At 59.6% G+C, this 19,535-nt stretch carries 23 protein-coding genes; 15 read left to right on the forward strand and 8 right to left on the reverse strand.

Translation table 11 applies throughout. The annotated features are described in order from the left end of the window. Nucleotides 1–146 precede the first annotated feature (146 nt). From FH975_RS11895 to FH975_RS11910, 4 genes are all read left to right on the forward strand, one after another. Nucleotides 147–374 (forward strand): sulfurtransferase TusA family protein, encoded by a 228-nt coding sequence (locus FH975_RS11895; RefSeq protein WP_162321520.1) that lies wholly within the window; start codon nucleotides 147–149, stop codon nucleotides 372–374. 78 nt (nucleotides 375–452) lie between these two features. After that, a complete protein-coding gene (gene nudC / locus FH975_RS11900; protein ID WP_328821876.1) occupies nucleotides 453–1,466 on the forward strand; it encodes an NAD(+) diphosphatase in 1,014 nt (337 codons plus the stop codon). Nucleotides 1,467–1,785: 319 nt separating this feature from the next. Next, nucleotides 1,786–1,977 (forward strand): hypothetical protein, encoded by a 192-nt coding sequence (locus tag FH975_RS11905; protein ID WP_162321522.1) that lies wholly within the window; start codon nucleotides 1,786–1,788, stop codon nucleotides 1,975–1,977. Between the two features lie 343 nt (nucleotides 1,978–2,320). Beyond that, entirely contained in the window at nucleotides 2,321–2,647 is a 327-nt protein-coding gene (locus FH975_RS11910) for a hypothetical protein (protein ID WP_162321523.1), read from the forward strand. A gap of 173 nt (nucleotides 2,648–2,820) precedes the next feature. Here FH975_RS11910 and FH975_RS11915 read toward each other — a convergent pair whose 3' ends face one another. Together FH975_RS11915 and FH975_RS11920 are read right to left on the reverse strand one after the other, a co-directional pair. Continuing rightward, the gene (locus FH975_RS11915; RefSeq protein ID WP_202923226.1) at nucleotides 2,821–4,482 is read right to left on the reverse strand and encodes an ABC1 kinase family protein; all 1,662 of its coding nucleotides are present in this window, start codon (nucleotides 4,480–4,482) and stop codon (nucleotides 2,821–2,823) included. A gap of 97 nt (nucleotides 4,483–4,579) precedes the next feature. Further along, nucleotides 4,580–5,155: a PadR family transcriptional regulator gene (locus tag FH975_RS11920; RefSeq protein ID WP_162321525.1), complete on the reverse strand. Its 576-nt coding sequence runs from the start codon at nucleotides 5,153–5,155 to the stop codon at nucleotides 4,580–4,582. A gap of 256 nt (nucleotides 5,156–5,411) precedes the next feature. Here FH975_RS11920 and FH975_RS11925 point away from each other — a divergent pair, with 256 nt between their 5' ends. The 6 genes from FH975_RS11925 to FH975_RS11950 are packed head-to-tail and all read left to right on the forward strand — an operon-like array spanning nucleotide 5,412 to nucleotide 9,633. Beyond that, the gene (locus FH975_RS11925) at nucleotides 5,412–5,627 is read left to right on the forward strand and encodes a hypothetical protein (protein WP_162321526.1); all 216 of its coding nucleotides are present in this window, start codon (nucleotides 5,412–5,414) and stop codon (nucleotides 5,625–5,627) included. Nucleotides 5,628–5,647: 20 nt separating this feature from the next. Further along, complete coding sequence (locus FH975_RS11930) at nucleotides 5,648–5,848, forward strand: hypothetical protein (protein WP_162321527.1); 201 nt, start codon at nucleotides 5,648–5,650, stop codon at nucleotides 5,846–5,848. Nucleotides 5,849–5,895: 47 nt separating this feature from the next. Beyond that, nucleotides 5,896–6,783 (forward strand): PqqD family peptide modification chaperone, encoded by an 888-nt coding sequence (locus FH975_RS11935; protein ID WP_162321528.1) that lies wholly within the window; start codon nucleotides 5,896–5,898, stop codon nucleotides 6,781–6,783. Beyond that, entirely contained in the window at nucleotides 6,767–7,486 is a 720-nt protein-coding gene (locus tag FH975_RS11940; protein ID WP_162321529.1) for an ATP-binding cassette domain-containing protein, read from the forward strand. Before FH975_RS11935 ends, FH975_RS11940 begins: the two co-directional genes overlap by 17 nt. A 22-nt stretch (nucleotides 7,487–7,508) precedes the next feature. After that, nucleotides 7,509–8,975 (forward strand): hypothetical protein, encoded by a 1,467-nt coding sequence (locus tag FH975_RS11945; RefSeq protein ID WP_162321530.1) that lies wholly within the window; start codon nucleotides 7,509–7,511, stop codon nucleotides 8,973–8,975. Continuing rightward, nucleotides 8,950–9,633: a thioredoxin domain-containing protein gene (locus FH975_RS11950; RefSeq protein ID WP_162321531.1), complete on the forward strand. Its 684-nt coding sequence runs from the start codon at nucleotides 8,950–8,952 to the stop codon at nucleotides 9,631–9,633. Before FH975_RS11945 ends, FH975_RS11950 begins: the two co-directional genes overlap by 26 nt. A gap of 4 nt (nucleotides 9,634–9,637) precedes the next feature. Here the strand turns inward: FH975_RS11950 and FH975_RS11955 are convergent, their stop codons facing one another. Then, nucleotides 9,638–10,132: a LuxR C-terminal-related transcriptional regulator gene (locus FH975_RS11955; protein WP_162321532.1), complete on the reverse strand. Its 495-nt coding sequence runs from the start codon at nucleotides 10,130–10,132 to the stop codon at nucleotides 9,638–9,640. A gap of 122 nt (nucleotides 10,133–10,254) precedes the next feature. Between FH975_RS11955 and FH975_RS11960 the strand changes: the two genes are divergently transcribed. Beyond that, on the forward strand, nucleotides 10,255–10,482 hold the full coding sequence (locus tag FH975_RS11960) for an alkyl sulfatase C-terminal domain-containing protein (protein WP_202923227.1): 228 nt from the start codon (nucleotides 10,255–10,257) through the stop codon (nucleotides 10,480–10,482). On the opposite strand, the gene FH975_RS11965 is transcribed toward FH975_RS11960, so the two are convergent. Beyond that, entirely contained in the window at nucleotides 10,463–11,353 is an 891-nt protein-coding gene (locus FH975_RS11965; RefSeq protein WP_162321534.1) for a LysR family transcriptional regulator, read from the reverse strand. The genes FH975_RS11960 and FH975_RS11965 overlap by 20 nt on opposite strands. A gap of 105 nt (nucleotides 11,354–11,458) precedes the next feature. Between FH975_RS11965 and FH975_RS11970 the strand changes: the two genes are divergently transcribed. Next, complete coding sequence (locus tag FH975_RS11970; RefSeq protein WP_162321535.1) at nucleotides 11,459–12,124, forward strand: hypothetical protein; 666 nt, start codon at nucleotides 11,459–11,461, stop codon at nucleotides 12,122–12,124. Between the two features lie 63 nt (nucleotides 12,125–12,187). Here FH975_RS11970 and FH975_RS11975 read toward each other — a convergent pair whose 3' ends face one another. Further along, nucleotides 12,188–12,985, reverse strand: coding sequence for an NAD(P)H-dependent oxidoreductase (locus FH975_RS11975; protein ID WP_162321536.1), 798 nt, complete (start codon nucleotides 12,983–12,985; stop codon nucleotides 12,188–12,190). Between the two features lie 80 nt (nucleotides 12,986–13,065). On the opposite strand from FH975_RS11975, the gene FH975_RS16970 reads away from it, so the two are divergent. From FH975_RS16970 to erm, 3 genes are all read left to right on the forward strand, one after another. After that, on the forward strand, nucleotides 13,066–14,019 hold the full coding sequence (locus tag FH975_RS16970) for an AraC family transcriptional regulator (RefSeq protein ID WP_162321537.1): 954 nt from the start codon (nucleotides 13,066–13,068) through the stop codon (nucleotides 14,017–14,019). Nucleotides 14,020–14,169: 150 nt separating this feature from the next. Further along, the gene (locus FH975_RS11985; RefSeq protein WP_162321538.1) at nucleotides 14,170–16,176 is read left to right on the forward strand and encodes an aconitate hydratase; all 2,007 of its coding nucleotides are present in this window, start codon (nucleotides 14,170–14,172) and stop codon (nucleotides 16,174–16,176) included. Nucleotides 16,177–16,475: 299 nt separating this feature from the next. Beyond that, on the forward strand, nucleotides 16,476–17,303 hold the full coding sequence (gene erm / locus FH975_RS11990; RefSeq protein WP_162321539.1) for a 23S ribosomal RNA methyltransferase Erm: 828 nt from the start codon (nucleotides 16,476–16,478) through the stop codon (nucleotides 17,301–17,303). 160 nt (nucleotides 17,304–17,463) lie between these two features. Here erm and FH975_RS11995 read toward each other — a convergent pair whose 3' ends face one another. The 3 genes from FH975_RS11995 to FH975_RS12005 all read right to left on the reverse strand — a co-directional run bounded on the left by FH975_RS11995 (nucleotide 17,464) and on the right by FH975_RS12005 (nucleotide 19,532). Beyond that, on the reverse strand, nucleotides 17,464–17,697 hold the full coding sequence (locus FH975_RS11995; protein ID WP_162321519.1) for a hypothetical protein: 234 nt from the start codon (nucleotides 17,695–17,697) through the stop codon (nucleotides 17,464–17,466). Between the two features lie 228 nt (nucleotides 17,698–17,925). Beyond that, nucleotides 17,926–18,876 (reverse strand): GlxA family transcriptional regulator, encoded by a 951-nt coding sequence (locus tag FH975_RS12000; protein WP_162321540.1) that lies wholly within the window; start codon nucleotides 18,874–18,876, stop codon nucleotides 17,926–17,928. An 89-nt stretch (nucleotides 18,877–18,965) separates the two neighbouring features. Further along, a complete protein-coding gene (locus FH975_RS12005) occupies nucleotides 18,966–19,532 on the reverse strand; it encodes a CGNR zinc finger domain-containing protein (protein ID WP_162321541.1) in 567 nt (188 codons plus the stop codon). Between the last annotated feature and the right edge of the window lie 3 nt (nucleotides 19,533–19,535).

Here is a 19,535-nt window from a genome sequence, read left to right on the forward strand (position 1 = left end):
GGCACCGGCGCGGCGGCAAGGATCTTCATCATCAACCACAAGCGTGCCGGCGCCGGGCCTAAGCCGGTTCTGAGCACGGTCAGCTGAGCCTCCCGGTTGAGCGATCCGACTTCCACAAAGTACGTCTGAAGAAAAGGAGTCATGCAATGGCAAAGCATCTGCTCGAAACCGATGGCCAGGTCTGCCCGTTCCCGCTGGTGGAAGCCAAACAGGCCATCAACCAGATCGACCTGGGCGACGAACTGATCATCAACTTCGACTGCACCCAGGCCACCGACTCCATCCCGCAGTGGGCGGCCGAGAACGGCTACCCGGTCACAGAGTTCATCAAGCGCGGTGCCGCCGAATGGAGCATCACAGTTCAGAAAGCCTGAGTCGGGAGGCCTCCCCGGAGGTACACGGTGGAACTCAGCGTCTCGGTTTCTCCGAGCTAGACACGATACTGTGTGGCAGTGTCGCCTGATTCTCGCCTCCGCGCCCGCGCGCTCTCCGCTCCCCGGCTCGACCGGCACGACGAACAGCGCCAAAAAGGTGACTGGCTGAGTCGCATATGGGAGCACCCAAGCACTCGTGTTCTTCGCATTGATCAGGGCAAAGCTCCCATCAACGGAGCCAGCGACCCTGCGACCGCGGCACTTTCCAACACGGAACCCCGACTGCTACTGACAGCACCGCAAGGGGAGTTGCCAGATACCGCCCTCTACATAGGTGAAGTCAGCATCGAGGACGGAGGAAGTTTCCCCGAAGGCGCTGTGCCCGGTCACGTCGTAGCTGTGCCGATAAGCAATTCTTCGGCAGGCAATGGTCGTGTCTTTCAGGCCCAGACGACCACCTGGGAGAGCCTGCGCAGCATCGGCCACCTCCTGCCCGCCGTCGAAGCAGAGCTGCTGACGCACGCCACTGCCCTGACCGGATGGCACGCGTCCTCAGCGTTTTGTCCGGCCTGCGGCGGTGTCACTGAAGTACGCAGTTCAGGCTGGGCGCGAGTGTGCACTCGATGCGATGAGGTGCACTTCCCACGGACAGATCCGGCCGTGATCACCGCTGTCATCGGCGCCGATGACTGCCTCCTGCTGGGGTCGGCAGTGCGGTGGGATGCTCGCCGCTACTCAACATTCGCCGGGTTCGTGGAGGCTGGGGAGTCACTGGAAAGTGCCATAGTCCGCGAGGTAAAGGAAGAAGCCGGCGTCGTCGTCGAACACGTGGAGTACATCAGCTCTCAGGCGTGGCCATTCCCCCGTTCGCTCATGCTGGGATTCTTGGCTCATACCAACGACGCCTGCGCCACCGCTGACCAGGAGGAGATCCGCGAAGTCCGCTGGTTCACGCGTGACAAACTCCGCGACGACGTCACCAGCGGTGCCATCGCGCTGCCGCCGAGATCTTCCATTTCGCATGCTCTGATCGCGCACTGGTATGGCGGTGCGCTGCCGGAGCAGGACCCAGACAGCGCGTCACCAATCTGAGGAAGAGGCTGAACATTGCTGCCCTGGCTCCCATGTTCTACTTGTGGAACCAACCGCAAACCCCTCCGTTCTCAAGCCGCTTCAAGTACATGGTTCTGCAGTAAGCCTCTCTGCAGAGGCATCGAACCTCTTCACCACATGAACGTGGCAGTCGACAAGGGCCGTAGATGGCCCCGCTGCCACAAAGCATGGAGCTGAATTTGGACTCGTTCTTGACAGCGCCAACACCTACCGAACGATAAGGATTCAGTGCTACCTTGTGTACCAAAGAGAGATAAAAAGCCCGCACAGGTGATTTCTCTGTTGGAGAGGAGCCGAAATGGTACAAACTGTTGTGAGCAGCAACGATGAACTGCGCCGGGAGAAGACAGACCTCCTCCGTGGCACGGAGCTATCAGAAACTGAACTCTTACGGCGTGGTGAAGAGTGGATTCCAATGTCAGACACTGACTGGAACATCTTCTACAAGGTTTCGGACATCAACTGGCTCATCGAACACGGTAATGAGTGACGGTAGAGCGCTACGCGTAGAAGCGGAAAAGTTCGCCCAACGAATAGACAACACAATTGACTTGGTAGTACATGGAAACCCAGGGATCGCCCCCAGGCCCTTCAAGGCCGGGGGCGGTTTCGTCGTGCGCTTGGACGAGCCCCTTCCGCTCGCACAAGATGGTAAGACTACGCTCCTCATGAATCTGAGGTTTGGCTGCATGTGGAGTTCTGACACGAAACACCTAGCAATACAAGACTCTCGCATCGATGTCCGAAGAGTCACAGGGGGCGTACCCCTCGTCGGTTTTGACTACAACAGGAGCCCCAAAAGCACGCCAGCGGCTCACATTAATTTCAGCGGTATGAACAGTCACCTCACCGACATTCTCCCTAAACGCTATGAGTCGCGGGACGGAAGTCATGTTGAGTTGACAGGGAGCAAGGTTCACCTGCCCGTGGGAGGCCACCGATTCCGTCCTACCCTGGAAGATGTGTTGGAAATGCTCATCAATGACTTCGGGATCGACCATAAGAAAGATTCAGCGAGACGCGCCATCAGAGATGGGCGCCGCAACTTCCGGCTGGGTCAAGTTTCAGCTGCGGCCACAGATGCCCCGCTTGTGGCGCAAGAAGCAATACATGGACGCCCAAGCGATAAAGAAAGAACCGACCGACTCGAAGCGTTCTAAGACACAACGACGTTGCCTTGAACACACTGCGTCAGCACCCGACAGTCCAACACCAATTCCTGCTATGAGACCGCGGAACTGGACTTCAGAGTAGCCTGCCACTTCAGTGAAAAGAACTGTGAATTTGGCCCCTCCCTATCTTCCCAACAGGTACCTCAGCAGAGGAAAGCAATTTAGGTCCTATTTCTGCGTGAGGGGATCACTGCGTGCAGTAGTGGGACGAGGGAGACGACCATAACGGCGTAGCCGATGGCACCGTGGTCGGTGGCCAGCAGTGCTCCGGTGATCACCACTCCGGTGAACAGCACCGCTGAGATGAGCCGGCGCCCGGTGCGTTCTACGGCTGCGATCCGCCGTTCGAGATCCGGAGTGCGCACTGCTATGCGCCCAGCTTCAATACGGTCAGCTACTTCGGTGAGCCGGCCCGGTAGCCGGTACGCCGTTGCCACAGTGCTCGCGACTCTTTGGGCAGCGTCCTGAACCGCCGGTCCAGTTTGGTCGCGGATCAGCTGCTGGGCATAGGGCTCGATCGCGTCCCAGATGTTGAATCGAGAATCCAGAGTGCTGCAGACTCCGGAGATTAGCGAGACTGTACGCAGCATCAGCAGAAAGTTCTCTGGCAGCTGGAATGGCAGCGAGCGCACCAGTTCGCCGAATTCGTTGGCGAAGTCTCGAAATTCTCGCGGGTCGACTTCCTTCAGCTCTGCGAAGCCCATGCCACCGAATCGTGCGAAAAGCTGTGTCATTGCTCGTTCGAGCTCGGCGGTGTCGGCCGATGGGAGCAGCACACCCACGTCCTGGATGCCCTCAACGAGGCTCTTGCCATCACGCGAGGCGGCGGCGATGAACACCCGCCGCAGGCCATTGCGCAGCGTGTCCGGGATTTCTCCCATCATGCCGAAATCGATGAAGGTTAAGTTCCACGGCGGGCCCTGTCCTGCCGCTGTGGGAATCTCCTCGTTTGGGGCGGCTGGCGTGACGAAGATGTTTCCAGGATGTGGGTCTGCGTGGAAGAACCCGTGGACGAACAGTTGATCGAACATGACGTTCGCAAATTGTATTGCGACCTCTGACGGGTCGATTCCCGCAGACTTGAGCTTCTCCACATCGTTGATCTTGATCGCAGTTACGTCCTGCAGTGTCAGGACCCGTCGCGTAGTGCGTTCCCACATCACATCCGGCGTCGAGACACGAGGATCGTCGGCGAAGTTCGCGGAGAACCGTTCAGCATTGGAGGCCTCATGGAGGTAGTCGATTTCTTCCCTACTGGTTGCTGCGAATTCCTCAACGAGTGCGGGGGCATCCACCCTGCTGCTGACCAAGCGGATACGAGACAACCACCTGCCGACGCGTCTGAGCGCGGCCAAGTCAACGTCAACAATCTCATCAATCCCAGGGCGTTGTATCTTGACGACCGCGGCGTCGAAACCTGCTATTTCGGCGTCGTCGGCCATAGGTGCCGCTCGGTGGGCCTGTCCCAGTGAGGCAGCCGCAACCGGGGCCGGGTCAACGGAGGAATATATGTACTCCAGAGGGGCCCCGAGTTCATTCTCGGCGACCTCCTTGATGGCGGCAAAGGCCACCGGACTGACCTCATCCTGCAACCCTTCCAACTCTTTGGTGATCTCAGGAGGTAGGACGTCTAGTCGGGAGGAGAGGTACTGACCTACCTTGATCATCAGCCCACCGAGATCAATGGCGAGGGCGTGAAAGCGCTGGGCTAGGCGCTGCATTCGTCGCGACCGCCCAGGGGTGGAGAGCCGTGCCAGGCCGATTCGCGGCAGAAACAATTCGAACCACCACACCTGGACCAGGTGCAGCGCAGCGAATCGCAATATCCGACGGTACCGGTTACGTAGCGACTTTGCCGAAGCTCTCACTCGACGCCTTGGAGGCCGCGACCCCGATAGTCAGCTGCTGAGGGCACGCGGCTCAATCCTGAGCAAGGATGGAGTACAGCTTCCGCCGCACCTGGTCTATTTCCTGCTCCGCCTGTCGGATCTGTTCGGGTGTCCCGGAACGCCCGACCTGTGCGGCAGCCTGAGCCAGCTCCATTCCCGCCTTGGACAGGGTTCGTACCGAATGACCGCGGTGATCGGAACCCTGCCACTGCACCGGCCACTGATCTGCTGCAGCAGCAGCTTCACGACCTTCTTCAGTGAGCGAATAGGTCTTGCGCCCACCCTCTGCCTCAGCGTGAATGAGTCCTTCGTCGGCCAACAGCTGAAGAGTGGGATACACCGAGCCCGGGCTGGGCTTCCACGCTCCGCCACTGCGCTGTTCGATCTCGTGGATGATCTGGTATCCGTGCATCGAACGTTCGGTCAGCAGGGAAAGAACTGCTACACGCACATCCCCGCGGCTAGCTCGGGGAGCCGATTTATTCTTGAAGGCGCCGCGTAGCTGGTCCAATGCGTCCCAGATCTCCCCAGAAGGCCCTCCCCCAGGTGGCCGGCAGTCTCCGAAGATGCTCCTGCCGCGTGGGTCACTTCTTGCTGAATCAGTCATGACAACCTCCTAATGGCCGTGCCCACTATGAGCTCGGACTGACTTAACGATATATCGGCGAGCCTTGTATTGCGAGCGCCAGCGCCGGATCCCGCGAGGTCGTCCAATCGGCGGACGCGGGGTCGTTCAGTTCGACGATCCTCTATTAACATTCTTGACAAGGTTGCGCAGATCACAAAAGTATAGGAACTGGCGGAGGCAATTCTGCCAACAGAGTATTAACGCGATTGGGAACACGAAACGCTAGGAGGAAGTAATGACTACTCTGACATACGAGGCACCAACTCTCACTGTTGATGAGTCCATCACTGACAACGAAGTTCCGTGGGCAGCAGCAGTGGCAGCACTGCTACCAGTGAGTGCGGCATTCGTCGTTTTCGTCTGCAATCAGTGCCCCGGGCACTGCACAAGCCTGGTCCGCACCTATGAGACTGTGCGCGACTGGATCTTCACCACTCAAGGCTGCGCATAGTCGAGGGCGAGGGCATTTCAGTGGACCATACTGAGCAGGCGAAGAAGAAAAAATCCCGAACACTCGTCATCGGCGTGATCGTGGTGGCCGTGAGTCTCCTGCTCACGGCGGTGATCTACGGATGGCTGATATGGAGCAACTGCAACTCTGACGGGATTGCCGACTTCTTCGCCGATGTCAGAGACTTTCACACCTCCTACGACGGGTGTGATCCTCGTTGACGCGTCGGCAGGGATATGCTGCCGATGAACGGGTGCGCTCGGCGCCGATGAAGTCAGCAGATGGACATGCCCCACGCCCGCAGAACAGCTCCGCTGGGCTGCTGCTCGACATTGTTCAACGGCGCGATTCCACGAGCATCGGTGAGTTGACTGACGCCCTCTGCAGTACCTATCAGATACCGCGGGAGACGGCACATCGTGATGTCTCCGCCTTCGTCGCCGATGCACAGCAGGGCGGAGTGCTGAGCTATACGGCGACTAGTAGCTGGAAGTTGCTGTGGGGAGCCGCGCTGAGGCAGCTCCCCACAGCGGGGCTCCGTCTGCTCTATGGGAGCCCTTCCTCGGGGGGACTACCCAGGAAGATCTTCTATGAGCCGTCTGCCAGTACCCTTCTGGCCCTCGTAGCTGCGATTTCCATCCCCTCTGCTGTTCTGATCAGTGGATTCATATCATTAGTGATCGTGCTCTTCGAGATCATCATGTACGGGGAACTCTCCGGCCAAGTGCTTTTTCTCCTTGGGCTCGCCTCGGCAGCCTTCGTAGCCTCAATGGTGGTGAGTAATGGGGTCCATGAACTCTCCCACTACAGGGCATGCCGCAGACTCGGCGTCGCCGTGCGCCACATCTACTTCGACCGGTTCGTGGTGGGCATCCGCAGAGTCTCAGCGAAGCCGGCACAGGACATCCACATCACGCTGAAAGGACCGCTCAACGGAGCTGTCGCCGCTCTGGCAGTTACAGTGACAGCTGCTTTCGCCTGCTATATCGCAACGCTCCTAGGATTGATCACCGGAGGCGAAGGGATCGTGGTCACGCTGGCGGCCGGTGTGCCGGCACTTGCTCAACTGATGACGGCTCTTCCGCACACCGCCGATGGCCAGGTCATCGTTCAGTCCTTCAACCAGGAGCGGGAAGACTATGCTCAGGCTGGATAGCCTCCAGGGGCGTGCCGGAACTTTCGAATTGGGGCCCATCACCTTGGAGTGCCCGGGTCCGATCACCGCACTGATCGGACCTAACGGTTCAGGCAAAACGACATTCCTCAAAGCACTCTTGGGGGAGTCCCGTGCCGATGGCGAGGTTCACATCGACGGCATGCCGATTGAGGACCAGGAATTGGAAACGTTCCGGCATGTCAGCTACGTCGCTGATGCTTTCCCCGAGGTCTTCTCCACGATGAAGACTGAGGATTACCTATACTTCCTAGCTTCAGCACGGCATGACGCATTCGGCGCAGATATCGGGGATCAGCTCGCTGACGCCTACGACATGCTGAACAGGCTCGGAGTGGACATCCAGGGCAAGCGCATCTCGGGGCTCTCCTTTGGAAACCAAAGAAAAGTCCATCTGGCAAGCGGGCTGATGCATAAACCGAGGCTGTTCATCGTCGATGAACCCCAGACGGGAATGGACTTCTCCAGCAGCTATACCTTTCAGAGCATCATCACCCAAATGGCCACCGAACGAGGTGTCCAGGTATTCATGTCGAATCACGACCTGGACTCTGTGGCGCGGTGCGCCGACAGCATCATCGCTCTGAAGTCTGGAAAAATCAGCGCGGAGTTTCCAACATCAGATATCAGAGAAGAGGATCTCCGTGAGAAGCTGGCAAGCGTCTTCATCTCCGATGATGAATAGATTCAGCTTCTACAGACGCGTCGTGCTCAGGCTAACTGCCGTGCACGGCGAAAAGGCCTGGTTAACTATCACCCGCGGGGCGGTCCCGGCCCGTATCGGAGTACCCATAGCGTCTGCCCTTTTGCTTGCCGTACTTCTCTACGTGACCATCCAGACATTCACCTCGGCCCAGGCCCTGCATGAAGCCGGCATGGATCTCTTCAGCACATACCTCATCTTCGGACTCATCGCGATGGCAGCCAGTTCAGCAGTTATCTTTCAGCTAACTCTGTACCGGTCCCACGCGGATGCGCTCTCCTTTTCACTGCTCTGCCTCCCCATCCCGAGACCAGTACGCAGGATCATCGCTGCAATCGTCACACTCTCTCCCCTCATCCTGCTGGGCTCCCTAGTGACGGCTCCCGTCCTGGCATATCTGATCGGCACCAACGGCGCGCCTCGAGGCACAGCCACAGTTTTCGTCTCCTCCGTGGCCCTCGTGATCACCGTCTGGCTCATTGGATCAGGGATCTTGAATCTCTTCCTCTCTGCCGACGGCACCGGTCCTCAGGCTGCGCACCACACAGTGACCGCGTCATCCCTCTGCGTCTCCTGGGCGATCTTCTCCGCTCCAGCCGTGGTGGCGTTCTGGAGGGGCGAGACCTCGGTGGGAGTCCTCGAGCACATGCCCAGCGCCTATTTCGTCACTCGCACCCAACCACCGTCTCCTCTTGAGCTCTGCTTGGTGCTAGGCGTGATGGGGGCTTTGTTCCTCGGCGCGCTCGTCTTCCACCGGGTCTCTGCCCGGACAGGGCTCTCCGGCGCCGGGCGGGCAGGCAACATTCGACAGATCCCTCCGGCGGCGGACGTGGCCGCGTCGCGCCGGTCGGGCTGGTCCCGGAGCCGCTGGCTGCAGCGCATCTCGGTGCAGAACGCCGGCTGGATCGGTGACGGAGTCGTCTTTTCGCTGATCGTCATCGTCACTGCCTACCTCACGCATCGTATCGCTGAGTTTCAGGATCTCGGAGCAACTTCAGCCGCTGCCTTGTGCGTGGGCTATCTCCTGGGCTATCCCTCAGCTCGAGTACCCGGCTCTCTCTACCCGCAACAGGAGTTCCGCCGCATCGGAATTCCACTGGGCGTATGGCTGGGAGCCATGCTGCGGATCGCGGTTCAGCGCGCCGTACTCTGCGGCATCGTTCCATTTTTCTTGCTGACCATAGTGTGGTCGGCCCCGTGGAACATCATCGGACTCGCTCTGGTCGGTGTAGTGCTCGGCATTGTCTCGGTCCTCTTCGCCGGGCTGCTGTTCGGCCCTGCCGCCCAGACGACAGTGGGACATACCGCCACAGTGGGCAGTTGCTCTCTCCTACTGATGATCATCATCTGGTCAGTGCAGGAGCCGCAGCGAATAGCGATCGTAGCAGCTGCAGGATTGGCCGCCACGAGCGGAACGATTGTCTGGAGACGAAGGAGGTGGTCTCATGGCCGCAGGAAAGCTCTGGCGTGATCCGCTGGTCTACGGGCCTTTCATCAGCAGCGGAATTCTGGCAATCATCTGCCTGGGTCTGATCATTGTCGTGGTCCCAGCCATGCGCGATGTCCCGCCTCCGGTGGAGGATATCGACTATGAAGCTATCGGACCCCCGGAAGGTCTCGAAGAGGCCGGCATCCCGCTGGGCGATACCTCCGGGGAACGAATCACGGTAGTGACCGATGTGCAGTGCCCTCACTGCTCTAGGCTCTTCGAGGAACGCATCGATGACATTGGCGCCCTGATCGACTCGCCGGATTGGGCGGTACACCTCGAACCGGTCAGCATCTTTGAGGATTCGGCTTACTCCGAGTTCGCAGCACTGACACTGTTGCACCACCACCGCAGCGGCGGGCAGGACATACTGGGTCTATACCTGGCCTTCGAGGCCGTCAGTGAGCTGGCCGGCAGCGAGGACAGGGCGGAGATTGAGCAGCTCTTAGATGAGCAGGGTTACGGCCATGTCGACGTGATTGATCCTGAAAACGCGGATGAGCGGCTGACCCAGTGGCTGGAGGCCACGTCAGCTCGTGTACAGGACGGACCAGGAGCGGTGCCGGCCCTCAGGGTCGATGACGACTATGAGGATCCAAGCACGTTAAGCGACCTCGCTGCATTGGAGTCGCAGAGATGACCAGTCAAGGGCTGAGGCTGTCATTAGTTGGTGGAGTGATCCAACCCGAGGCGATCGCGGTGGTGACAGCGGACGTGCGGTCCTGAACATTCAGTTTCTTGAAAGTCCGGCGCAGATGTGTGCGCACCGTGGTCTCTGACACGGTGAGATCAGTGGCGATTTGACGGTTTGTCGCGCCGGCGCCCGCCCGTTCAAGCACCTCCTTCTCCCGGTCCGTCAGCGGCTCGGGGGTCGTGTGGTCACGGTGCTGCTGCTTCAGGTAGAACTTCTGGGCCTGCAAGGCCAGCACCTGTTCACTGAGCGCGATGGCTCTGGAGAGGTGCTCACGTACCGCGGGAACCACCGGTGTGTGATTCATGGAGCTAGCCTGGTGCAGCTCCCCTAGGACAGCTGTCAGCAGTTGACATATTCCGTCGTGGACATCCCGGGCGGTGGGACCAGAAGACGGGAAGTCCTCAACCTCGCCCTCCCCTGGCGGCCGCTCTTCGAGGCCAGTCATCTGCAACCCTCACGTTTTCGGCGTCGGTTTCGCTGATCACAGTAGTGACGGCAGCTTGATATTTGCTGGGCGGTCCGGAAGTCTGGCCCGCCGCCTGCCGGGGCTCAGGCCTGTCATGTCCCTTGAAGTCCGGAGCAGGTTTTCGACGCCATGGCGTGCTGATCTACCGCCAGCGTGAACCCTGCGGTGCCGCGGTGATTCTAACGCTTATCAAATCTCGCCTGGCCGCCATCACGGGCGGTGACTTCACCAGCCCGGCAGTGGAGGTCTCCGGAGACGGGGCCGCCCTTGAGTCCCTCACCTCTGCACTGGAACCGGGCAATCCAGCGTTCAACATCGTGACCCCCTAGGCTTCACAGTGCGAGCCGCCTCACGCAGAGCCCGAATTTGGGGGCGACGGTCCATCGCCAGGGTGCAGAGCTCTACGACACATTCTGTGGCATCTCCCAGCCTCACAAAGGTGACCCGATCGTGCCGGTACTTCCGGGCTACAGAGGCACTCGTGATCATCACATTCCCTTGAGAGGCGACAGCGGCCAAACCTTCTTCAATAGTGTTGATCATGGCTCCGTATACCACCGGCTCGCCACTTGGGCGAGGGTCGATTGTCCACCATTTAGTCCATGATTCACCGACGTGTGAGCCACCTACAACGGGGATGCCGTCAAGCTCGCCGACGCTGACCACCTCTTGGGATGCCAGATGGCAGGCGGAGGTGACCGCGACCCAGCGAGCTTCACGATGCACTTCGATTCGGTCGATGCTCTCAGTAGTCGTATGCGGGGGGCGCGCGAGAGAGGCATCAACTCGCCCACGAAGTAAAGCCTCAATCTGTTGATCCCAGCCCAATTGCGTAGGTTTCACCTCAGTTTCCGGCGAGATACGTTCCAGAGCGTCTGCCAGACCCTTTTCCTCTAGCGCAGTGAAGCCATGAATAAATCCGACTCGCACAGTACGCCGATGATTCGCATTGACCGCAAAGAGAGCCTCGTCCAATGCCGCGGAGGCGTGGACCATGAAGCGGCTTCCTTCCTTGGTGAGTCCAATCGGAACTGAAGTGCGGTCAACCAGGGCAACACCCACGCGTTCTTCCAGTCGTCTGACCTGCTGTGTCAGAGCCGATGGTGTCACTCTGAGGCGATCAGCAGCGCTACGAAACTTCCCCTCTTCCACGAGAATCTGAAGTGACCGGACCAGGTCAAGATTCAAAAACTCCGACATACACTCACCTTCTCTCAACGTTTAGATAAATCTAAACTTGCCCCCAATAGTCTCAATATACAAGCATCAGTGCCATTGCTAGCGTGAGCTTCACTCACTCCACGTGTGAGCCCCATCACAGAAAAGAGGCAGTTCGTGCTGACATCGTATGAAGAAGAGTTCGTTCACCAGATGGAGGACATCGAGGATCTCATCGAACGCACCGAGAACCCCCTTCATCGCAAGATTCTCATCAATTATCGACGCCACGGAATGCTTGAGGTCTCGGGCCGCTATGACGACTTACTGAAGCCCGACATGACCACTGCTCACCCGCACTACAGGATCTTTGAGGGAGGAGAGGCGACCATTCTTGACGGAATGGATGCCGTCCGCACCTTCTACAAGACTCTCGAAGAGATTGACATGCTCGTGATGTGGACCGGCCGACAGAAGATGGCGGTCGGAGACTTCGGATTCGCAGGGGAGGCGGAGTTCAGCCAGTTCGTTCCCGGAAAGATGTTGAGTGGCAACGTCTTCTCCGACCTGGACGGCAGCACCCCCAAGGAAGAATCGCAGTACAAACCTGACAGTTGGTACCTGGTACGCAGGACACTGGCATTCGTGTGGCACTACACCTCCGAAGGGCTGCTGATCGGAGAGAACGTGTATGAAGACGTCGCCTCGAAGACCGTCGAAGAGGTCGACGCCGCCGACGTGATCACGGGCAAACGAGCCGCAGAACTTCTGGCACCGCTCATTGACAAATACGAGCTGCCCGAGCTGAACTAAGCTGCACTCCGACGCTGCTCCCCCAACCTGGAGGAGCGGCGTCGGAGTCAACGCCGCGGTGCTTCAGTCTCTGTAATGGATAGCCAGGTCGGTTCGAGCGGGGTGCACGCTCTCCCGCAGGGCGCGGGTCTTCGGGTCATAGTCTCCGTCCATCAGCCGACGGTAGGGACGGGCATTTTCCTGGGAGATCCCCGCCAGCCGCTGGACCAGGCGCTCAGCCTCCGCCTCACGACCTTCAGTATCAAGACCGTCTGAGTCATAGACCACGTGAAGGTCCAGCGCTTCGATCCCTACATACCAGAGGGCTCCGTGGGTCAGGGGGAACAGCAGTGACTCGAGGTCGCCACTGACGCCGCGCGGCCCCAAAGTGCGCGGATCATCTCCAGCGGTGACGATGACGAGCGCTTTCCTGCCCATCAGCCTCCCGTCGCCATATCGGCGTGGCAGGCCGGTGGCACCGTCGACCTCACCTTGGGCGAATCCGGTCTGCAGTACACGATCCATCCAACCCTTCAGCATCGCCGGGGGCCCGTACCACCAAAGCGGGAACTGCAACACCAGTAACTCGGCGGCGGCGAGTCTGTCCTGTTCACGCTGGACCTCAGGTTCTACTTCTCCGCGCGCGTAGGAATCTCCCGTCAGTTCGGCCAAGTTTCCCGTCACTCCGGCCAGACTGCCCAGATCACGATCACTGAGCGCCGGGTCAAAACCTTCAGAGTAAAGGTCAGAGACCGTGACCTCATACTGTTCGGACAGCGCGGTGCTTCCGGCCCGGAGCAAGTGACGGTTCAGCGAATCGGCCCGAGGGTGGGTATAGACCCAGTGGGCACGGCCTGGTGTTGGTACATGAAATGAGTTCATATATGCATCCAAGCGGAGTTCGATGAGACGGGAAATAGCTGAAGGTCTCGTGCAGATGTCTCATCGTCTAAACTCATGGAGTGGATACTCTCACCGATGTACTCAACCACATCCGCTCATCCGGAGCGCTGCTGGGCCGCACTCTGGCGAATCCACCCTGGTCTGCCATCTTCGCCGAACGCGCTTCGCTGTCCTTGGTGACCATGCTCCGCGGTGAAGCATGGATCGTCGCCGAGGCGGAACCCCATCTCCTGAAACCCCAAGACATAGCCGTCGTCGTGGGACATGAGCCTTTCAGCGTGACGACTGACCCTGAGGCGAGCCCGCCACCCATGTACATTCAAACTGAGGCCGGAGTCTGTTACGACGAGGCCGGGAAGACACCAGAGGCCATCGCGCTGGGTCCACGCACCTGTGGAATGCAACTCGGTGCCGACGACGTGATGCTGACGGGCTCCTTCGCCACCACGGGCCGTATAGCCGACCGTCTACTACGATCACTGCCGAGGGTCTTCGTAATACCAGAAGCTGCCCAGCGGACTGCAGCCCTGCAACTGATGGAAGCGGAGATCCTTCGCGAAGAACCCGGCCAACAGGCGGTTCTGGACCGGTTGTTGGACCTCGTCCTTGTCGGGGCGTTGCGGGACTGGTTCGCGCTCCCACAAGTGGAAGCCCCTGGGTGGTACCAAGCTAGCTCTGATTCGGTGGTTGGTCCGGCACTCGCGGCCATTCATGAGGCACCTCACCAACCATGGACCATTGAACTGCTGGCGCGTCAGTCCCACGTATCACGCGCAACACTGGCACGGCGATTTACGGACCTGCTGGAAGAACCGCCGATGTCCTATCTCACGGGGTGGCGGTTGTGCTTGGCTGCCGATCTGCTGGAACGCAAAGACACCACCGTAGAGGCTGTGGCACGCGAGGTCGGCTACTCAAGCGCCTACGCGCTGAGTACGGCCTTCCACCGTGAATACGGCATCAGACCAAGCCAGTACCGTCGGACCCCCATCGTGAGTGAGTCGCAGCAGTAGAGAGCGCGCTTCCGTGCTCGACAGAGAGCGCAATTCTCACCACGTTGTACGTAGGAAGAACCTGCCCCTACTCAGCCAGCACTCGGACAAGTACCCTTAATACGCACGTCCTAGAACCCGGCAGCGGGCCCGACGAGCAGGAGGTATGTGATGCCGCTGAATGTAGCCCAGAAACTCATTCACTCGCACTTGGTCAGTGCAACACCGGAACCCGGTCACGAAATCGGGCTGAGCATCGACCAAACCCTCACCCAGGACGCTACCGGGACGATGGTGATGCTGGAACTCGAGTCTCTGGGCCTGGAGCGTATTAAGACAGAACTGTCAGTCCAGTACGTAGATCACAATCTGCTGCAGACGGACGAGAAGAATTCCGAGGACCACCTGTTCCTGCAGTCGGCTGCGGAACGCTATGGGCTCTGGTTCTCGAAAGCTGGCAATGGTGTCTCTCACCCCGTGCACCAGGCCCACTTCGGCAGGCCCGGTGCCACAATGATCGGCTCCGACTCGCATACTTGTGCCGCCGGCGCTCTAGGGATGCTGGCCATCGGAGTCGGTGGACTGGAGATCGCCATGGCAATGGCCGGCGACCCGCTCTACGTGGAGATGCCACAGATCTGGGGTGTTGAACTAACGGGCAAGCTGCCGGACTGGGTATCGGCCAAGGACGTCATTCTTGAACTGTTGCGCCGTCACGACGTCAAAGGCGGGGTCGGAAAAATCATCGAATACCACGGGGAAGGGCTTGCACATCTCACGGCCATGGACCGCCACGTCATCGCAAACATGGGAGCTGAGCTCGGGGCAACCACGACGGTCTTTCCAGCTGACGACGCCGCCCACGACTACTTGAAGGCCGTGGGGCGTGCAGCGGACTTCACGGAGCTGCTCGCGGACGAGGGCGCGACCTATGATGTCGAGGAGCGCATTGACTTGTCGAGCCTGGAACCCCTCATTGCTAAACCCTCCTCACCCGGCAACGTGGTGCCGGTTCGCGAAGTTGCGGGAGAAGAGCTTCACCAAGTGGTCGTGGGTTCTTCAGCCAATCCGGGTCTGCGTGATTTCGCAGTGGTCGCCGAGATTCTGCGTGGTGTGCAGACCGCAAGCGGCGTTTCCCTTGACATCAACCCCACCTCGCGAGAGATCCTCCAAGACCTCACCCGTGGAGGCTGGGTCCTAGACTTGATCCGCTCCGGAGCTCGCATCCACCAGTCCGGGTGCCTGGGCTGCATCGGCATGGGGCAGGCCCCAGCGGTTGGTCGCAACAGCTTGCGCACCATGCCGCGGAACTTCCCAGGTCGTTCCGGAACGGATGAGGACTCGGTGTGGCTGTGTTCGCCAGAGACTGCGGCTGCAGCAGCTCTGACTGGGCGCATCACCGACCCGCGCGATCTCGACATGCCTTATCCCGCCCCAGAGCTTCCGGAGAAGTACAGCATCAACACGGAGATGCTGAGCCCGCCATTGGAAGAAGCCGAGTCGCGCACAGTGGAATTGGTGAAGGGCACCAACATTCAGTCTCTTCCCACGTTTGATCCGTTGCCTGAAGAAATCGAGCTTCCTGTGCTGCTGAAGGTCGGGGACAACGTCTCCACCGACGAGATCATGCCCGCAGGTTCACGGGTTCTGCCCTTCCGCAGCAACATCCCGAAGATAGCTGAATTCGTCTTTATCCAGATAGATGACACCTACCCCACCCGGGCAGCAGAGAACCCCGGCGGACACGCCATCATCGGCGGTGACAATTACGGTCAAGGGTCCTCACGCGAGCACGCCGTAATCGCCCCTCGCCACCTCGGGCTGCGCATTGTTCTGGCAAAGTCCTTCGCACGTATCCACTGGCAGAACCTGGCTAACTTCGGAGTGCTGCCCCTAGAGTTCGCAGATCCGGAAGATGCCGTGCACATCACCCAAGGTGACGTGCTGTCCTTCTCGGACCTCCACCAGGCCCTGAGGTCAGGAAACTCAGTGACGGCTCGGGTCGGAGGTAAACCCATTGAACTGCGCCATCGGCTTTCCCACCGGCAGATGGAAATGGTCATAGCTGGCGGCCGGATCCCCTACCGCGCCGCCGAGTCGGAGGAAACCGACACTGCAGGCACCCAAGACAGCGACGTGCCCCCAGAGAAAGCTAAGCCCACCCAGCCCGAAGGCTGAATATTTAACGTTCGCTCAGTTATGATTTCTCCATGGCAAACGGAGAATCGATAGTGTTGGCCGCGATGCGCCCTTGGAGGGACGCCGCGGCGTCGAGCATCTGATCTAAGGACCCCCGGGCACCGCGCACGCATCACGCTGCGCTGCGCTGACTTACCCATCTCTGACGTGTCTTAGACTTCCCTGCGCGCCGCCGCACCAGCCGTAAAGCTGGGCGGCACAGGACAGACCCTACCCATCTGCATCTACGCGATTCGCTGTGCCTGCCTGGAACCATTTCGATTCCAGGGAGAATTTCCTTGTCTACCTTTACCGACGGTCGTCACGAACACGGCCAAAACTTCCTCACCGATCCCCGCACTATTGCGCAGATCATCGGCATCGTCAGCCGAACACAGGGGCCACTCCTAGAGATCGGACCTGGACGTGGTGCGCTCACGCTGCCCTTGCAAAAGCTCGAGCGTCCACTCACCGCAGTCGAAATCCACCCAGGACTGGCGCGCACGCTCGAGCCTGAGCTTCACCGACAGCACAATGTAGTCACGGCTGATTTTCTCAGCTACCCATTGCCTCGTGAGCCGCACGTCATCGTTGGAAATCTGCCGTTTCACCTGACCACGGCCATATTGCGGAAACTGCTTCACGATCAGCACTGGGAGCAGTCAATTCTGCTCACCCAATGGGAAGTCGCCAGACGACGCGCTGGAGTGGGCGGATCGAGCATGATGACCGCACAGTGGGCGCCGTATTACGAGTTCACCCTGGCGGGCAGAGTGTCTGCGCGCGCGTTCACACCTGCCCCGAGCGTCGATGGTGGGATTTTCACCATAAGCCGGCGATCGACTCCCTTAGTTCCGTGGGCTGACCGGAAACCATACGCCCAGTTTGTTCATGCCGTATTTACCGGCCCCGGGCGAGGCATGGCACGAGTTCTGCGGAACACCACTGGCCTGAGCGCGTCAGAGGTGGGCCAATGGTCCGGTAAGGCTGGAGTCCGCTCCCAGGCTCTTCCGAAAGACCTCACGGCCGACCAGTGGGCGGCTTTGTGGTCAGATCGACGAGGGAGAACGGGAAAGACCGAACGGGCAGGACCTGCGGTGGGGAAGAAACGACGGCGACGCCGCTGAGGCTCCCTCTGGAAGCCAACCTCGAGACCCTCCACCTGTGATCGGATGAGTGACAAGTGAGCGAGACTCTAAGGGGTCTCGCTCACTTGTCACTGAGGCCTCATCCTGGTCCGGTTCACTCCATTAGCTGTCCCGGGATGAGTCATTTCCCTCCGGTTCGCTAAGCCGCGAGCCTGACCCCACGCAATTCACGGGAGCGCGGAGTGCTGGCGCTGGCGTCTCTGGGCGCGCTTTCACCCAAGAAAACTAGGCTTCTCTGCAGGGTGTGAAGCCAGCCTGCCCATCCCAGCGAGCGCAGCGGCACACGCTCCTCAGACGGCGTCGCCAAAAGCCCAATAGCGGTATATCCCACGAGGACAGCTGCTGAGGCAACCAAAAACAATACCCAGCTCATAGCGAGCTCCTAACTTGTCGCGTTCTGAGCCGTTCCGACTCAGATTTCGAGCCAGTTCGGCACTAACGGGGGTGGCAACCTGCCTCCTACTGTGCGGACGAGACCAGCTTTTCGGGCCGATCCGCTCCCCCCTGATAAGCATGATTCACGCGAAGGACTCGCACGAGTGGCAGGAATGACATCTATCGTTCAATTCCTGCCAACTATGGATCGCTCGGGTGCCAGAGTCTAGGAGGTGACGGAAAAGCGGCGTCGGTACTGCTGCGGACTGATCCTTCGGAGTCGACTGAAGTGCTGGCGCAGCGTGGCAGCATTGCCGAAGCCGACTTCACCCGCGATGCGCTCAATGGAGAGCTCAGTCTCCTCGAGGAGCTGCTCAGCCCGATGTACGCGCCGAGCAGTGATCCATGCATGCGGCGTCGTACCCGTCTCGTCGCGGAAGCGGCGGGCGAAGGTTCGTGGTGACATGGCCACCCGCCGAGCCAGAGTGTCGACATCCAGCGATTCGTGGAGATTCCCTACGATCCAGGAGATCAGTGGCTCCAGGGTGTCGGACTGGCACTCGGGGACGGGGTCCTTGATGAACTGCGCCTGACCACCTTGGCGCTGCGTTGGTACCACCATGCGCCGCGCGACCGTATTGGCCACCGCGGACCCAAACTCCTGGCGCCACAAATGAAGACTTGCGTCAAGACCAGCTGCCGTGCCAGCACTGGTGAGGATGGGTCCATCTTCAACGTAGAGGACTTCCGGGACGACTTCCGCCGCGGGGAACTGTTCTGCAAGTTCCGATGTGTGCATCCAATGAGTCGTGCAGCGGCGCCCGTCCAACAGTCCTGCCTCACCCAACACAAAGGCCCCGGAGCAGATAGACATGATCCTGGCAGCTCGTTCAGAGGCTGCGTGCAACACCTCGATCACCTCAGTCGGGATGGCAGTGCTGCAATACATTGCCGGAAGAATCACGAGGTCCGCCTCAGCCACTCGATCGAGCCCGTGGCTGACATTCAGGCCAAAACCGGAGATTGTGCGGACCGCCCGTCCTCCCGGGCTGCAGACCGCGAAGTCCATGACGGGTATACCGTGATCGGAGCGGTCCCTCCCCCACGCTTCGCAGGCCACGCCTAGCTCGAACGGCGAGACATCGTCGAAGACGATAACGGCCACGTTGCTGATCATGTCTCCATGATTCCACAGATCTGGCAGTTAATCATCGATAGTCTTAAATCTGCCATATCAGCCCTGTAGGCACGACTTACGGTCCGTGATCAAGAACCTGCGGGCTGAGACTTCTGCATGTACCGCTGGACTTTTATTCGATTGCCGCACCGACGCATCGAGCACCAGCGCCGCTTCACACCCCGCGAAGCATCGACGAACACCAGGCCGCACCGTTCATGCTCGCATTCTTTGACTCTTTCGGTACCGTATTCGCCAACCATCCAGATGAAGTCATGTGCAAGCACGCTCAGCAAAGCGTGGACTGACCCGACGGTAGGTCGAGCAACCGCGACCCCGTGTCCACGCGGGGCCTCCTTCAGAAGGGCCCCCGGCAACGCATATGCGTAGTGGTTGACCATCTCAATGTCTGCTGAGCTGGTGGGTCCATTCGGTGACATCACCAATGCATACAGAGCTTCACGGAACCGTAGAACTTCTTCACGTTCACTGTCCTCAACAGGGAGGGCAACTGAAGACAACCCTTGAGCATCCGCCCACCGGGAGACACTCGCTGGCGTTGTGAGTGTCTCCCGGGGCTCAGCGGACCACCGGTCGCGCTTGGTATTGACCAGGTCAAGACTTACGACGCCGCCAACGAACAACCAGTCCTCCATGCC

Source organism: Nesterenkonia haasae, from assembly GCF_010119385.1.
Classification (GTDB): Bacteria; Actinomycetota; Actinomycetes; order Actinomycetales; family Micrococcaceae; genus Nesterenkonia; species Nesterenkonia haasae.